This window comes from Bacillus sp. CDB3 (assembly GCF_002081505.1).
Lineage (GTDB): Bacteria > Bacillota > Bacilli > Bacillales > Bacillaceae_G > Bacillus_A > Bacillus_A cereus_AT.
Map to the genome: position 1 here is coordinate 1 of NZ_ALBR01000119.1, position 16822 is coordinate 16822.

The following is a 16822-nucleotide window of genomic DNA, read 5'->3' on the forward strand; positions in this document are numbered from 1 at the left end:
AATTCTAATTCTGTCCACCTGAGTATGTAACTATAAAGAAAACCAGAGCTTGTATGTTACAATATATAATTTCCACCATTCGTTTATAAAGCAAAACAGTAGCATGAATTCATTAGAATTCATGCTACTGTTCAATAAATATTATTTAGCTTTTACAGCTTCTTTTAATACTTTCCCCGCTTTAAAGGTAGGTACCTTACTCGCAGGAATCGCCATGGATTCCCCTGTTTGTGGATTTCGTCCTTCACGGGCAGCACGTTCTCGGACTTCGAATGAACCGAAGCCAATTAATTGTACATTTTCCCCATTTTGTAGTGCATTTTGAATGGAGTGAAAAACAGCATCTACAGCGATACTTGCTTTTTGTTTCGTTAATCCGGATTCCATTGCAACTTTTTGGACTAATTCTGTTTTGTTCATAATAAAACACCTCATTGTCATAGATATACAGTTTTATTATAAAGGGATGAGTGATGCAGCGCAAGGTAGCTTGTGCGACTATGAAGCGGCAGAAAATTGAGAATGAAGATATAGAAAAATAAATTTTGAGACAGATACAAAAAACGGATACTCATTTTCCTCTGTAAGACAACGAAGAGAGATCTGTAATGGTTTTGTATGTAGGGAGAATAAAGCGCGTTATATAAAACGAATAGACTTTTAAAAGGAATTGAGTTAATTTGCGAGATAAATACTGTAGAAAAAGCCATATATGGAGTCTAGTTGTAGTATGCTAAAGTGTTGTATAATTTCACATACTATATTGATTAACAAAATAAAAGCCACCCAACAAGTCATCAGGGGTTGCTTCTTCTCTTTTCCTTTCGATACAATAGATATATAGAATATAAAATAGAAAGGTGACTCTATCCATGAATCAACCTTTAGTAAATTTACGAGTCGATTTTGCATTTAAGCAATTATTTGGTGTACAAGGACAAGAAGAGTTATTAATTTCTTTTTTAAATGCAATCTTACATGAGTCTTTATCTACACCGATTGCATCACTGAAAATTGAAGATCCGCATTTGCATAAAGAATATGAGGAAGATAAATTATCCATACTAGATATACTGGCAACACTGAATGACGGAACAAAGGTTAACATCGAAATCCAACTAAGAAATACACAAGAGATTATAAAACGTTCCCTTTACTATTGGAGTAAACTCTATACGTCTCAGCTTGAAAAAGGAATGTCGTATCGTTCGCTCCGAAAAACGATTGCCATTAACTTATTAGACTTTCATCTCTTTCCTGATTATGAAGATATGCATACAATCGGACAGTTTTGGAGTAAGCAGCAGAAACAGGTCTTACTCGATGATTTGGAAATACATTTTATTGAAATCCCAAAATTACTTCAGCAATGGAGAGAAGAGAAAATTAATCCGTGGGAAAATGAATTTGCTCGTTGGTTACTCTTGTTACCAGCACATGAAGATGAACATTTGACCCACACATTGGAGGATATCGCCATGAAACAAGACCCCATGTTACAAAAAGCGATCCACAAATGGGAGAATATGAGTCAAAGTAGTTCCTTCCGATTAGCATATGAAGCACGGGAAAAAGTCTTATTTGATGAACAAGCGAAATTGGCACATGCTCGTGAGGTTGGTAAGGAAGAAGGGCTACAAGAGGGCATGGAAAAAGGAAAAATCCAACTCATCCGTGGGATGCACAAAAACGGAATGGATATTGAAGATATTGCAAAGCTTACAAATATGGATATATCGGAAATACGTCATATTTTAGGACCATAAAAGAACGAACTATTTATATAGATAGTTCGTTCTTTTTTATTGGTTCTGGTGCAAAAAGATTATAAATGGGTTTCTTTGCCCATTCCCCCGAAAAGGGGGAATAGGACAAAAAACATAAGCATATATCATATTGCTAGCTGTCGTGTTAGATGCTGAACAGTACAATGTTTCGTATGCACATAAAAACCGTTATGTTTCAGTTCTTTGAACGCACAAAGTAGGGCAGGATCCTTGTCTGTCGTAAGATCCGATTGCCATATTCATGCACCCAGTGCATGATAGTTGTTGGATGAACAGAAACACCACGTTTTTTCAAGATTTCAGATACATCACGATAGCTTAAAGAATAACGACAGTAATAGCCAACGGCTACTATAATAATGTCCTTCTTGAACTGTTTTCCTTTAAAATATCTCATGTATCATTCTCCTTATTCCATTTCCCCTACAGTTTAGCTTCACTAAAAAAACTTTTCTACAGAACCAATTGTTTTATATTGAGATTCTACGCTTTCTTTATAGAGGTCCTCTAGATCCGACTCCGAAAGGTTGCGTTTTTTTGCAGCCATTTGAATTAACGTAATTTCGTGATACATAGCTGCAGAAAGAATTCCTGTTTGTATGTTTTTGTTAATTTCAATGAAAAATCCTGCTAAAAGATGGTCTAGTAGTTGCTCGTATAAAGACAAAAACGATTCACCCCTTTACAACCAATTTATCTATAAAAGTCGTCTTGTAAAGAAATCTTGTCATACAAAATTTTTTCTTCTTTTCCTGACCAAGTAACACGAACATTACTGTCAGACTTCAAAGGTAACAAATTATTCTAGTTGTTCTAATATATGCTATTTTAACAGATATTGATGCCATACTTAAAAATGTTGAAAAAGATATTCTTGATAGTAATGTTGCCCTATCCCTATTAAATAGTATGGATAATCATTTCCTTCAAATTAATACTAATCTTAAAAAAATTAACAAATATTCACAGGAAACTCAAACATCCTGGAATAAAAATATTAATATTTTAAAGCAGTTTAATTAAGATGAAAATTTAGTGGTGAAATTTTAGGCTCTGTTGCAAAGTTTTTCACTACCCTAAAAATATAGAATTAAAATAAAATTAGTAAGAATAAACCTGACAAGATGCCCCCGAAAAGCGAATGTTTCATACGTTTTTCGGGGGCATCTTGTACTTTGTAACAGAACCGGTTATTTTACGGTGATAGTAGCTTTCCCATTCATACGCTCAAATAACCAGTGTATATCAGCATTATACATACGAATACAACCAAGTGTCGTAGCTGTACCAATTGCTTGGTTATTGTTAGTACCATGAATCGCATATGTTGTTCCAGTTGTTCCAGCCATATTTAACCCCATCCAACGATCACCAAGTGGATTACGAGGATCTCCGCCTTTAATACGTCCAGTATAGTAAGGACGATTTTTAATTTTATTTACAATCATAAATGTTCCTTTAGGTGTTGGAGTCGCTGATTTTCCAGTAGCAATAGTAAAGGTTTTTATGAATGCCCCATTTTGATAAAAGTCCATTTTATTTGTCTTTGTATTTACAATAAGTTCTTGCTTATTTGCAGATGCTTCAGCTGATGTGAATGGGACTACAAATAATCCTGCTGATAAAATAATGAGTAATAATAGTTTTTTCATAACAAACCCATTTTACTAATTTAGTAGTTATAAATGTATGAAATGCAGTGAAGTTTTAATCAACGTAATGCCTGATTTACAACTGTAAAAACAAATTGCTGTTTTACTCTTTGAAATACGAAGTATCTGTTAGGATGACGTCTTCATATTCTTGGAATAACTTTTCTAAAAGTGAACGTAAATACATTTTTCATCCCATGAAAGCATTCTCCTTTTTATATAAAATTATTTGAATCTAGAATTATTAGGTTACTCATATTATATAATTTAAAGATAAATATTCATACTAATAAGAATTATTAATCTTTAAATCTGAATATGAAGAATGAAAAAATCCGTAAAAGTATACAAAAAAGTAAGTTATCCGCGAAAAATATTTAAGTCATTTGATAGGACAAACTTGTTCTGTTTTTGCTCCTATACTCTGTTACAGTATTCTATATAATCTTGTGCTTGCTGGGGACAAGAACATAGATTTGTATAGTAAAAATTAAGGAGCGTTGATTCTATGCGTCAGATAGTAAAGTTAAACCAGCAGCTGCACAACAGATCGTAGCAATAAAAAGGTTGTGGTTTATTACGTTTGGAGAAGAGTTAGAAGTATCTGAAGGTCTTACACAGAGTGATGTACGGGAATTAATTCTTAAAATATATAATTAGGAGGAATCTAGATATGATAAATATTAGGATGCAATATAGAGAATATCTTACAAGATTTATTCTAGCAGAGATAAATGTTCATGATTAAGATTTTTTAAATTTTTTAACAAATAAATAAAATAAATGCATGACCATATAATTTTTATTAAACAATTGAAAAAATTACAACGATATTTCTCGTGCTCCTTTTCAATTGGTTTTGGTATAAAAGGACTATGATGCTATAAAGTACTTACATTTAGTGGAGGGAGAAAGTATTTTGAAATTTGAGGATCAACAACTACTAGGGGTTCAATTAGGTTCTGTAATCGTAGCAGAGGATAATCAATATTTAGTAATTAAGAAACAAGATTATTATGCATTATTAAATATACATACTCTAGAATGCACGCGTGTCGAAGTGCAGTTGGAACACATTGAAGAATTGTTACAGGAGGATCTCCAAGAAGGTATAACGGAAATTATTGCACCAGAACATATTAAGATTGTTGCAAAAAATATTATTTAAGATTCTGGCGTCATGTCCATTAACTTAATAATTTTAGTTCCGGTGCAAAGTTTTTAAAAGTCCGCTAAACTTTTGCCAAATAGAGTGAGGAAAATTCTAAATGGGATATTTTAAATGAAAACAAAATTTGCAACAGAACCAGTAATCATCTATATTATTTCATCGGCTCTCAATCTAATTAATCACTATAAAGCCTATACAAAGAACTTTTTACGCATATAAATTATCTGTTACACATGATATGACGGGTTCTGTTACCTTATCATTGGGACGATAATTGTATGTATTGTTTGCAACAGAACCAAAAGATTCATCAACGAAAAGCGGAGGGGATTGCGATAGCTAAATCAAAACATCATCTTTTCAATTTTTTAACACAAAAAATTCACATATTGCATGTAAAATCCAGAAGGTAATTGCAATGACATTCTATATCGTTATAAATTTTATTTATGTTAGGAGAGGAAATACAAATGAAAAAATGGATCAAATCTATTTTATGTGCAGGGATATTAGCAAGCGGTACAATGGCTGTAAGTGATATAAATGTACACGCAAGTGAATATCAAATTGAAAAAAATGGGGGATTAGATTACCGACTATCTCCAGCACAACCGTTTCAGATAGACTTTGAAAATGACCAAATTATTGATCGTGATAAAAGATCTGGCACAACCGTAATAGGTAAATATCACCGTAATAATAGAACAAAAGGTTTAAAAACAAATTAACGCAACGATTTGGGAAAAAATACAAGGAACCTAATGGTCATGCTATGCAGAGGGCATTCGAAAGAGGGATATCCGATGATGATATTGTAAACACAATAGAACATGGAAATAAATATAAAGATCCTATAAATAATAGTACGATACATTATCTAGCTACAACTGGTATTGCTGTTGCTGAAGGCTATGATGTTGCACAAAAAGAATATTTTCTTAAAACAGTTATGTCGAATGTCTTGAAACCAGGTTCAAACTGGCAACCAATATCATAATATTAAAAAATAATTATAAGAGAGAGATGTTATGTTATTAAAAAAATAAAGCTACCTATTTTTTGTATGGTAAGCATTTCATATATCATGAGTCCTAGTATTGCTAGTGCAGAAGAACCAATACAATATGCAACTAGTATCCTATCACAGGAAAAAGATTATCCTAAGTCTACTATAAAACGTGTAAAGAAAAATTTAGATTATTTTAAAGATATCCCTTCACCCGAGAATGGCGATGTTTCATTACCTGAGACAGGGGAAAAGACTACTATAGAATCCGATATGGATAAGTATGTATATATCGATGTCATAGCGACGAAAGACTTTTCTGCATGGTCTTGGGGACCAACTGGTGGACCTGGAACGATATTTGAAGATGCAATATTTGTAGATAAAAATTTAAAACCGCTACCTAAGGTAAATAATAAGTATTATCTCAAGAATACAACCGATATCAGGTCGGGAGAACTGCTAGGGAAATGGGCTTTCCCAAAAGATTTAGATGTAGTCAAAGGAACTAAATCAGTAACAGATTACTATTATACAAGGATAGACGCACAAAGGCTGAATAAAACTTCTGTATACTCATTTAATCTTGATAATACAGTAGGTGTTTCGCAAGAAGAAGCTTTTACAGTTGGACAAACCTTAGGACTAGACTTTGAAATTGGATATAAACATGCATTTAAAGTTGGTGGTACTGGAATGTGGCAAACAACACAAACGTTAGGAACCACTTTATTGAAACAGGATTCTATTAAACGTGAATTTACTATGCCACAAGCGGTATATAATTATGGTTATTCTTATTTTTGGGCAGGAGTTTATCAAGCAACGATGGATTTTTCTATAAAACCTTCTGAAAAATTGCAAGAATTAATCAATAATTATAATAGGGTTTCTCCAGAAGGAAATCAATTGGAAACGCGAATAGATGTGGCTAAAAAACAAACACAAAACTTAAATATATTTCACACTGTGCGTACAAAAGGATCGGGTAACCCTGAAACCGCACAACAAGATGAAGAATAAGCTTCTGTTGCAGAGTTTCTTAACATCAAATGAGATGAAGAATTTGTCACTAACAATTATGAAACTATAAATAATTGTTGTAATTCACTGCATGGCGACAAATGGGAGTCTGATTTAAAGTTCCTGTTTTTCTTATATAAAGCATGAACGGTTTCAACTCCTTTTATGGTCCTGTTCAATCAAGTTATTGAGATGCTTGGCAGTACAATATTTCGTACGTCCATAAAAGCCGTTTTATCACAAACCCTTTTTTAGAATAATAGTATCAGTATGTCCCAGTTTAATTGATCATTTGCACAAGTTTTAGAGTTTTTACATCAAAACTAAATTGTATACGTTTTGACATATTCATTTTTCAAAGAAGTAAAACTCTTTATTTTTCAGCATTTTTGAATACTTCTTTGCCCATCCCCTCTCGAGGGGATGGGCAAAGAAACCCTATAGAAGTAATTTAAGCATACCCCCAACTTTGCAAGCATGAATGCCCAATTGACGCTTTTTTTAATCATGATGCGTACAGACATACAAACCAAAAATCTACGTTAATATTTTTTCATCATAATTTTGTTTAATAGTGTACGGTTTGTATCACCCAATAAATATGAATAGGAGCTAGGCATATGAAAAAAACTTTTTATACTAGCATGTTAGTAGCAGCGGTTACCACAAGTAGTTTAGGGACAGCCAATGTATTAGCTGCACCCATAGTTGAACCCAAACAAGTAATACCTATGAAAAATGTAGATATCGGTCAATTTTCTAGTTCTTTACGAAAATTAGGAGAACAAGCTGCATTATTACGAGCATATGCATTGATAATAGGGAATCAACCCATCATTAGTCTTCCCCAGATTCCTGTTTTACAAGATGTACAGCAATTAATTCAAAGTGACATTAGCAAAGAATGGCTTCGGGAAATCTTTAACAGGCGTTTAGTAAACTTAAATGAAAAAAATCGTGCTTTTGTTAATGTTCTTCATACTTATGTAGAGCAAGGAAATATGGAGGGGATTCAAAAAAAGTTAAATAGTAGAAAAATAGAGCAATACGAGATTCAACAAGACATCAATGAGTTAGAGAATTTTAAAAGTTCTTTAGATAAAGATAGAAATAGTTTTACAAAGCATATTCAAGAAGCTGATTCGTTTTTAAATGGAGGGTCTGGCCGAATTACAGAATTGAAAAGGGATATTCAAGCTATCAACGATGATATGAAAAAAGATTTAGATGTAATTAGTTCTGTTCCTGGAATATTAGTAAACGCTGGAACAACTATAGGTAGTATGATATGGAAATTGCTGGACCCGATAGCTAAAGGAGGGACCCAGGAAGCCATAGACCATCTGGTGACGTTAACAAAAAAATTAGAGGAAGCAAAAAAAGAAGCTATAGAGGAAGCTAAAGCTTCAGACGGAAATGCAGATATTGAAAAAATTACAAAAGAAGTTGAAAATAATTTTGCTAAAAGTCCAGAGGGATTAGAACTCGTAGCTGCGTCTCTTAAAAAATATGATTTTATGGATAAGATTGATATAGAACAAATTAAAACGATCATAGAGACGGAGGCCGTAGGTAATGCCGCCCTTCAAAAACAGAAAGATGCGATTTTACGTTTAGCAGAAACAAACAATAAACTATTTACAGCAACTAGAAATTTACAAGCAGTTGACATGCAGGCGATACAAATTCTTTTCATTCAAAGTAAAATAGACATGTTTACTGAGCAAATTGATATAGAAATTGACCTTTTGAAAAAACATCAAAAAGATTGGATTATCATCGAACAAGCTATAACAGAGTTACCCGAAAAGCCAACATCTTCAGATTTGAAAATATTAAAAGAGTTATGTAAACAATTAGAAGTCCAAATAAGAGGTTTCACAAAGATAACAAGCTAATACGAACGAAATCACACTAACGAATCAGTGAGGAGAGGAAACTATGCGAAAATATCCGTATAAAGTCTTAGCTATGGCGGCTTTATTAACGATGACGACTGCAAATCTAACACCGCCTATTCAAGCGCTTGCGCAAGAGCAAGCTATAACAGTAAATTATCAACAAGCACAACTTAATCCCCCTAAAACAGAGTTACAAAAACAACTGACAGACATGGACAATTATTATGTTGTCATGCAAGTCTACTCACAAATGATCACAGGACAAGCTGACATTACTTTAGAACAGATAGATTTAGAATCTAAGGATAGCGAGTTGAAAACAGAATTACCTGCTCACCAAAAAGTAGCTCGAGCCAATGCGAAATTTTGGGATGGTACTTTAAAAAAAGAGCTTATTGACGTTAATCAAGGGATAATTAGTTATGATAATCAATTCCAGCAATATAGCAAAAATTTAGCAAAGGCTATTGACGACCAAGATAAAGAGGCAATAAAAAACGTGATTACAAAAAGACTCATGAAAAATGCAAAAAACCAACAAGAGGCTGTTGATGACTTAATTAACCAACTGGGGAAGTTTGACGATAAATTAGTGAAGGATAATCAAGCTTTCGATGAAGATGGAAAACGATTGGTAGCAATTTTAGCTGGAAAAGATTCACTCATAGCAGCGCTTGAAAAACAAATCGTAACTTATAGTACTACAATTGATCGAAGCTTAAAATATTTAATTGGCGGCGCACTAACAACGGGCGTTGGTCTTGGGGTAGGTGGATTAGCGGTTGGGCTAGCTGTTTTCTCTGGAGGAATTATGGTTCCAGTTATTTTAGGAGTGGGTGCACTAGCAACTATATCGGGTGGTGGATATACAGCATATGCAAATTATGATTCAATGAGCAATGCTAAAGAGGCGCTTAAAAATGCCACTCAGCAGTTATCAACGACTCGATCAGCACTTGTAACTTTAAAAGAGGCCCAATCTTCTGTAGGTAATCTGCACAAAACGATTCGTGAAGCACGTACAACTTTAGGACATATATCTACTCAATGGGGGGGGACATATGCGAAGTATAACACATTACTAAAAGATATAGATGGAATGAGCTTAGAAGAATTAGCATTCATTAAAGACGATTTAGAGGTTGCCAAAAATAGTTGGACTGATTTAAGGAAATGGGCAGAAGGAATACAAAAGCAAATATCAGCAGTTGCTATCCAAACAAAAGAAGATAGATAAGTACTACTTATATTTTCAAAATTCCTATACCACTCTTAAAATGCGCAACAAATTATTTTGATTTGCATGTAAATAAATTTAGGTATGCTGAATTTTTAAAGAGAACTTATATAAAATGCGATAAAGATTGTCAAGTATTCAAATCTATTTTTTACATTCGATTTGAGGCTCCCACGGCTAAAGCCGCAATTCCTACACCTTATGGTGTAACGGATGGATTCTTGAATGACTGAACGTTCGCAGTACATTTCCGTTTTAAACAGCCTTAAAGATGAGGGCAACGACAGGCATAGTATAAGGTTCTATATCTAATTATCAACGAACGAGATTATTTTAAAGACTTGTACTTGTCTATCCACTAAGTATAGAGTATTTTCAGATAACTAGGGGCTCAATCCACCTCTTGTCTGATTGAGTTTTTATCCCACCCCTAAAGCGGGTGCTACCGCATCATAGTGGGCTTTCTTTTTTGGAAATTATGTGAAATTTATCCGTATTATATAATGGTATATGAAAAATGTAGGTGAAAATATGAGAATACAATATTACCCCAAAAAAATGATAACAATACTAACGATTGGAATCCTAACTAGTAATATACACCCTATGATTTCGAAAGCGGCACCAAGTACACAAATTTCTATATTCCACACAGACCAACAAGAAATGTATTCTCTACGCCCTGCTGAATTTAAAAATGTACTTGCACAAACCGATTCCAGTCTGAATGTCATAAAATCGTATGTTGAAAACATACAAAAACAACCAGTAATACATTTAGAACGTATTCAAGTTATACATGATAACTTGCGCTCAGACATTATACGCCATCAAAAAATAACAAAAGAAAATGCTGCAAATTGGGAGGAAGTACAAAAAAACATTTTGGAAACCAATCAAAATATTATCCAATTTAATGCTCAATTTCAATCAAAGTATGAACGCCTATCCATGACTATTCACTACAAACAAACAGGGCAGTTACAATCTAATATAAAAGATTTGTTAGACCTTATTTCGCAAAATAAAAGGAAATCGGATCAACTGACAATCATGCTTCAAGAATTTCAATCTAACATAGAAGTGGATGTACGAAATTTTAAAAAAGATGTGAATACATTAATACCCCTTATAAATAGGGAAACTGGAGGTATTTCAGATTTACAAAACCAAATTAATGCTAATAATGATATCATCAAAAAAAATAAAGACATTCTTTGGGAATTAATATCTTCTGGTCATGCTAATGCAAATAATCTTGCTGATGAAAGGAAAAAAATTGCAGCGGCAGAGGCAAATATTCAAAAATTAAAAGCAAGTCTTTCTGGGATACGATCTGATGTTGCTATTTTGACAGACACTCAAAACAATATGATAAACATGGTAGAAGTAATTGCCGCAGCGATAAAAGCTCTTCGAGAAATAACCCAGCAATGGGATATCGTTCAGGTGAAATATAAAAGTGTATTGAAATCTATAGAGGATATAGACCCTGAAATGTTTGAATTGATACAATCCGATCTTCGTATTGCTAAAAAAGAATGGCAAGATCTTAAGGAGTATGCGAAACAATTACAAAGAGTATATGAAAATGAAGGTTCTGAGGCAAAGCTTTTTAACTGAAGCCAAACGGTTCTGTTGCAAAGTTTCTTAACATCAAATGAGATGCGAGATTTATCACTAACTATTATGCAACCATAAATAATTTTTGTAATTCACTGCACATCGAAAAACAGGTGTCTGGTTTTGAACTGCACCCCAATTGTTAGAAAAAGACTAATCATTGGGGTGCAGTTTTTTTATGATTAAATTTATTGTAGAAGGAAAATTTCCATTACGTTAATAATTTTTTGGTCCGCAAAGGTACACTTTTGGGGAATATAATAAAAACTTTGCAACAGAATCACCTTTTTTTATCTTTACTAGAAGATTTAAGCCCCAATAAATGTAGTACAGGTAATACAATTAAAAAAAATATAGAACCTAATCCTGCTATCATTCCAGATAATACCTTAGATCTAATCGGCTTTATAGTAACCCCCCCTATAGAAAAAATACATTTATATATTTAATATTGCTATCCTGAGGTGTTTTTAGGTATTAAATACCAATAATTATAGAATTTACGCAATGTAGATTCTTTAGCAGAGTAATATATTTTGTTTATAGTTTGACTCTATTCGAGATTTGTACCAGAATCTTATTTTTTTCTTTTTCTTTCAAAAATAAACCAGATTATTGTCTCAGATATTATATTAAATAGTATATCAAAGAGTATTCTAGGCATTATGTTATCATCTCGTTTCAATATATAGGTGTTATTTGTACCCTTTTGTATTGTCAAATAGTGTAGATGAAAGGATGAAATTGATTGAGTGGAGGAAGAGCAGACAAATATTATGGTCTGTTCTCTTTCCATTCATAATATTTGTTATCGTTTGGTTTTATATACCCAAAAAAACATATACACTAGATAAAAATCATGTAAAGTTATGATTTTTTATTATGTAATTAATTTTGAATATTTTTTCAGGTATTATCCACTAAGCCATTTTTCTCGAACAGATAACCTTACGAATATGTAATGTTCTTGTAAGCCAAATCAATTTTTTACACACATCACTTTTTATATACTAAAGATGAGGATAAAAACAAATGGAAGGGGATACGTAAATGAAAAAAAAGAATAAGGTATTTATGATAAGCCTAATAGCAGTGGGCATCTCCATGGGATCTTATTTTTCTTTAGATAATAACTCAGAATCCCTTCAAACTTTCAATAATTATAAAATAACAGAGTCAAAAATGAATAAAGCACAAATATTTGGAGAAAAAGTAATGCTGAAAAAGAATGGATTCCGAGAAAAAGTGAAGAATAAGTTGCGTTTCAAAGCTTTACACAAACCTAAAAATATAGTATTAAAATACAACGCATAAGAATAACATGTATCGTACATTTATTATTTGAGGTCATTTTTCAACTTTACAGCAGAACCATTTCCTAGATATTATTTAAATATTTTCCCCCGGGTTTAACGTCATTAAAATATTTTTGCAACAAAACCAAAAAATAAACTCAAATGGTATATATAACCTAAAAATAGTGCAACTTAAGGAAAAATAACTTAAGGGACTTGTTAGAGTGAATCTTACAGAAATTAATGAATCTATTATAGGAATATGTATTGCGCTAGTTGCATTCGTAGTATTTTTTGGTATACCGATGACTATAAAACATGGATTAAAAGGATCCTTATTATTTTTATTGATAACGTTATGGGCAATATGCTGTTTAGTTATTTCCTTCTTGATTTGGGTAATAAAGTACGATTTTTAGACTCTGTTGTAAGACTAGAAAAAGGATATAGATTAGAGATAGAACTTAAGTAATCGTTAATAATTTTATATAGTTCCAAAAGGTAGACGTTTTGGAACTGCATAAAATCTATGAAAATACAGTTCCTAAACATTGAATTTCTATTTTAGGAACGAACCTATAAAAACAACACCTTTAGGTCCGTTTTTCCGTTATAATATTATTATGTAAATAAAATAGAGGGAACTTACAAACATCGAATGACAGAAAATTCCGATATATATAAGAGTGAGTAGTAAAGATCAAAATGAAGGTAGACAAATAGAACCCATGAAACAAGTTGAGATTGATGAACGTGATATTTTTATCGATAAAGAATCTGGAAAATATTGCAATAGAAAAAATTATCAACTTGTAAAAATGATGTTACGAGAAAAGGATGGTTTATATGTCCCATCGTTGGATCGTTTCGGAAGAAATAAAGAAGCGATTTTAAATGAATGGAAAGATATCAGAAAAAATATAAGAGCGCATATTGTCATCATCGACATGCCTTTATTAGATACAACAAAATACCAAGATAACCTGGGAAACCTCATTACAGACCTTGTACCTCAAATTCTTGGTTGGCGGAAGAGGAGCGCACAAAGATAAAAACTCGACAAAAAGAAGGCATTGAATTAGCTAAAAAGCAGGGAATGCATTTGGGAAGACCTACAGCTAAAATAACAGGGGAGTTTATTACTGCTTATAATTCTTGGAAGATAGATGAACTAACAGCCGTAGAAACTATGAAGCAAGCAGATATCGCAAAAACTACATTTTATCGACTTGTGAAGAAGTATGAAGGTCAGAATTAATAATGAAAAAGTAAGGATTATAAACACTTTGCATCATCATTGTAAGAACATAACAAAGGGGAAGAACTTAGTAAGATTCTTCTCCTTTTAATATGTGTAGTTTATAAAAATATGAAATAAATACTCGTATAAATGCACCTAAATACAGCAATTTTTGCTTTGTTATATAAAAATTACATACTAAATTCCGCATAAAAGGTATCAAAAAAATCACACATGATATTTGTGTTGTTGATGAGCAAATAATCCATGTTCTATTAAACTCTCAGAGATATCACGATAACATTTCTTTAATGATTATATCTTTGATTGAACTAACTCAACAAACGGCTTCACTTTTGATGGAGTCGAAAAATTATTAAATACAATAAAATCATCATCATAATTCATTACTATTTTTGAGGTAAAGGGGATAGGGGACATTTCTAAAATTATACCGTTTGTATGATTAAAGTTATTCATTCCAGTGTATGCATATTCCCATTTAAAACCTTCTCCAAACATATAATCAGCACAGAACAATAACCTTTTATTTGTAGCAGCTAAAATTCCAGATCTACTAATATAACCTAAATCTATTACACAATACAGTATAGAAATTACTTCTTCATTGCTTTGTAAATAATTTTTTACTGTTTACAGGTTAGCCTTCAAACGTATTCCTCCATATTTTTATAAGATGTTTCATACTTTAACATGATTTAAAATGAAGATCAGATTTTGTTTTTCGTTTGATAAGCACATGTTGAAAACTCTAACGAAAGTCCTGATATTTAAATCATCCCTATGAAGTAGCAATCATTCGGATTGCATTTTATTTATAGAAGTGATCCTTCTTCAAGGTTTTTATAAACATACCATACAAACATCAAAATAAACATTTCAAAAAAGTCCACAGACAACGGTACTTTTTAATAAAAATACTGTTTCATGTTGTGGATTCCGAAGAGGCAACGCTTGATTTGTATCTGCTAAAAAATTCCGCAATAGAACTACATATTACCAATGGACTGTAAAGAGACCATGTTATATATTTACTATCATAGTGGTCGTTTATAAGAAAATGGTGGATATCCGTAGTAGGTTCACGTAGATAAAGATTGTAGATACGTAGAAATTATAAACGAAAATAGAACATGTAAAGAGGTGCTAATTGCGATGATACTATGTGGAAGGCAATATGATGTACAACACATGGAGTCTTTATCGGACCGATCGATAAACAAACTCAAATCATCTGAACAAGAGGAACTCATGCAGTTTAAAATGGATGTGTATCAAACATATATGAATATTCGAGATGTGCATAACGAAAACAAATGGAACCCTATAGATATGCATACGCTGAAGAATGAGCTCAATGATAAATGGTTACATACCTATTGCAGCTTAACACGTGAAGACGCTGAGAAAGTGTTCTACTTTGTAGAAAAATACTTTTATGAAGATGTCGTGAAATAAACCAAATGTTGGGTTATAGTATGATATAAGGGGTTGGGTCCCCTAGTACCTTTGGTGAATTTCCCCTCATGCCCATATATAACAAAAAAAGACGAGATGATTCTCGTCTTTTTTGTTATATAAACATTCATGCAAGGTTTATATAATGTCTCATTCTCCACACCGCATTTTCCCTACAGTTTTACTCGGTTCAAAAAACATTGCATCAGAATCATTTATTTACAATGACATACCTAGTAAAAACGTTGCAATTAATACAACAATCGCCGCTAAGAATACTGCTTTAATAATGAATAAAACAATAATCGGAACAGCTGCTTTCACCTTACTTAATCCAGCTGTAACTTGTAATCCCAACCAAATTAAAACGATATTCCATAAATAGAATACTTCAATTGTATTACCGATTCCGTAGGCGAGTGAACCTTGCTCGAATAGTGATCCTAAACTTGTATACGCAGTTGGTCCAGCACCTAAAATTAAAGCTATAACACCATTAATAAGTCCACCAATAACAACAACAATGTTCGCATATACAATAATCGTTACTAATTTTTTATAAGAAGTATCATTCCCGTAAAACATCATAAACACTTTATAAATAGCTGCAATAACTAAAGCACCAATCATTGTTCCTACAAGGCTTGATACACCGCCATAAATAACTTCTGATGTAAGAGAACTCTTTTCTGCAAATTCACCCAATTCTTTCTGTATCTTAATCATTTCATGTGACGTATTCGCAACATATGTTGTCAAACTACCTACAAGCCCTTGTAACAAGGCAACTAGGAAAAACATACCCCATACAGCATTACTCGTTTTCATTCTCTCAAACTGCAAACCTGGAGATGTAATCATTCCAAATAATGAGGGCTTCTCTCCGCCAACTTTTTGCGTATTCAAATTCGCGTCCATTATAACGCCTCCTTCTATTTATATAACCCGTTCTAACGGGCGGTTCACATCCTCTAATAGAATGATTTTCCGAAAAAATATTAAGATTGTGATACTTTATCATTCTTAATAAAAAATGAAGAAATAAAAATTAATACAAAAGCTATCAACGACATACTCGGTATAGTAATAAAACCTATATATTTGGTTTGGATAATTGAACAATCACTTGTAGTGAAATTACAAAAAGTGGTTTTTATCGAGAATTGTTGTACTATGCAATGATACATCGCAATTACAACTCCAATTAAAGAGAACGTGCGAAGATAATACTTAACATTTACATCTTTATATATTGTCGCAATCAAAATCATTAAAGGCAAAGGATACATTAGAATTCTTTGATACCAGCACAAGTCACACGGAGGGTATCCTAATATTTCACTAAAATATAAACTCCCTAAAATAGAAACTAACGAAATTAAAAAGGAAAATTGCAACATCTTCTATA

The 16822-nt window shown here is 32.5% G+C and carries 15 protein-coding genes and 4 pseudogenes; 11 read left to right on the top strand and 8 right to left on the bottom strand.

From position 1 onward, the window contains the following. Positions 1-141 precede the first annotated feature (141 nt). Entirely contained in the window at positions 142-420 is a 279-nt protein-coding gene (locus CDB3_RS29640; protein WP_128856946.1) for an HU family DNA-binding protein, read from the bottom strand. A gap of 452 nt (positions 421-872) precedes the next feature. Here CDB3_RS29640 and CDB3_RS29645 point away from each other — a divergent pair, with 452 nt between their 5' ends. Then, the gene (locus CDB3_RS29645; RefSeq protein ID WP_128856947.1) at positions 873-1766 is read left to right on the top strand and encodes an Rpn family recombination-promoting nuclease/putative transposase; all 894 of its coding nucleotides are present in this window, start codon (positions 873-875) and stop codon (positions 1764-1766) included. 244 nt (positions 1767-2010) lie between these two features. On the opposite strand, the pseudogene CDB3_RS32750 reads toward CDB3_RS29645, so the two are convergent. From CDB3_RS32750 to CDB3_RS29660, 3 genes and pseudogenes are all read right to left on the bottom strand, one after another. Next, positions 2011-2184, bottom strand: a pseudogene (locus CDB3_RS32750) (IS6 family transposase); the annotation flags it as partial. 42 nt (positions 2185-2226) lie between these two features. Further along, positions 2227-2454, bottom strand: coding sequence for a hypothetical protein (locus tag CDB3_RS29655; RefSeq protein ID WP_128856948.1), 228 nt, complete (start codon positions 2452-2454; stop codon positions 2227-2229). A gap of 523 nt (positions 2455-2977) precedes the next feature. Beyond that, positions 2978-3439, bottom strand: coding sequence for a L,D-transpeptidase (locus CDB3_RS29660; RefSeq protein ID WP_128856949.1), 462 nt, complete (start codon positions 3437-3439; stop codon positions 2978-2980). 919 nt (positions 3440-4358) lie between these two features. On the opposite strand from CDB3_RS29660, the gene CDB3_RS29665 reads away from it, so the two are divergent. From CDB3_RS29665 to CDB3_RS29680, 4 genes are all read left to right on the top strand, one after another. Beyond that, the gene (locus tag CDB3_RS29665) at positions 4359-4607 is read left to right on the top strand and encodes a hypothetical protein (protein ID WP_128856950.1); all 249 of its coding nucleotides are present in this window, start codon (positions 4359-4361) and stop codon (positions 4605-4607) included. 473 nt (positions 4608-5080) lie between these two features. Then, positions 5081-5338: a hypothetical protein gene (locus tag CDB3_RS29670; RefSeq protein ID WP_128856951.1), complete on the top strand. Its 258-nt coding sequence runs from the start codon at positions 5081-5083 to the stop codon at positions 5336-5338. Between the two features lie 44 nt (positions 5339-5382). Further along, positions 5383-5607, top strand: a complete 225-nt coding sequence (locus CDB3_RS29675) for a hypothetical protein (RefSeq protein WP_128856952.1) — start codon at positions 5383-5385, stop codon at positions 5605-5607. 87 nt (positions 5608-5694) lie between these two features. After that, the gene (locus CDB3_RS29680; RefSeq protein WP_128856953.1) at positions 5695-6639 is read left to right on the top strand and encodes a hypothetical protein; all 945 of its coding nucleotides are present in this window, start codon (positions 5695-5697) and stop codon (positions 6637-6639) included. 56 nt (positions 6640-6695) lie between these two features. Here the strand turns inward: CDB3_RS29680 and CDB3_RS32755 are convergent. Then, positions 6696-6873: pseudogene (locus tag CDB3_RS32755) on the bottom strand (IS6 family transposase); the annotation flags it as partial. 386 nt (positions 6874-7259) lie between these two features. Between CDB3_RS32755 and CDB3_RS29690 the strand changes: the two are divergent. The 5 genes and pseudogenes from CDB3_RS29690 to CDB3_RS29710 all read left to right on the top strand — a co-directional run bounded on the left by CDB3_RS29690 (position 7260) and on the right by CDB3_RS29710 (position 13953). After that, entirely contained in the window at positions 7260-8537 is a 1278-nt protein-coding gene (locus tag CDB3_RS29690; protein WP_128856954.1) for an HBL/NHE enterotoxin family protein, read from the top strand. Between the two features lie 43 nt (positions 8538-8580). Further along, the gene (locus CDB3_RS29695; protein WP_128856955.1) at positions 8581-9777 is read left to right on the top strand and encodes a ClyA family alpha-helical pore-forming toxin; all 1197 of its coding nucleotides are present in this window, start codon (positions 8581-8583) and stop codon (positions 9775-9777) included. Positions 9778-10308: 531 nt separating this feature from the next. Next, a complete protein-coding gene (locus tag CDB3_RS29700) occupies positions 10309-11400 on the top strand; it encodes a ClyA family alpha-helical pore-forming toxin (protein ID WP_128856968.1) in 1092 nt (363 codons plus the stop codon). A 1050-nt stretch (positions 11401-12450) separates the two neighbouring features. Further along, complete coding sequence (locus CDB3_RS29705) at positions 12451-12714, top strand: hypothetical protein (protein WP_128856956.1); 264 nt, start codon at positions 12451-12453, stop codon at positions 12712-12714. A 709-nt stretch (positions 12715-13423) separates the two neighbouring features. Continuing rightward, positions 13424-13953: pseudogene (locus tag CDB3_RS29710) on the top strand (recombinase family protein). A 297-nt stretch (positions 13954-14250) separates the two neighbouring features. Here the strand turns inward: CDB3_RS29710 and CDB3_RS29715 are convergent. Continuing rightward, positions 14251-14562 (bottom strand): annotated as a pseudogene (locus tag CDB3_RS29715) (PH domain-containing protein); the annotation flags it as partial. Positions 14563-15111: 549 nt separating this feature from the next. Here CDB3_RS29715 and CDB3_RS29720 point away from each other — a divergent pair. Then, complete coding sequence (locus CDB3_RS29720; protein ID WP_128856957.1) at positions 15112-15414, top strand: hypothetical protein; 303 nt, start codon at positions 15112-15114, stop codon at positions 15412-15414. 219 nt (positions 15415-15633) lie between these two features. Here the strand turns inward: CDB3_RS29720 and yknW are convergent, their stop codons facing one another. Together yknW and CDB3_RS29730 are read right to left on the bottom strand one after the other, a co-directional pair. After that, entirely contained in the window at positions 15634-16332 is a 699-nt protein-coding gene (yknW, locus tag CDB3_RS29725) for a YknW family membrane protein (protein ID WP_128856958.1), read from the bottom strand. Positions 16333-16412: 80 nt separating this feature from the next. Beyond that, positions 16413-16814: a disulfide bond formation protein B gene (locus CDB3_RS29730; protein WP_128856959.1), complete on the bottom strand. Its 402-nt coding sequence runs from the start codon at positions 16812-16814 to the stop codon at positions 16413-16415. Positions 16815-16822 lie beyond the last annotated feature (8 nt).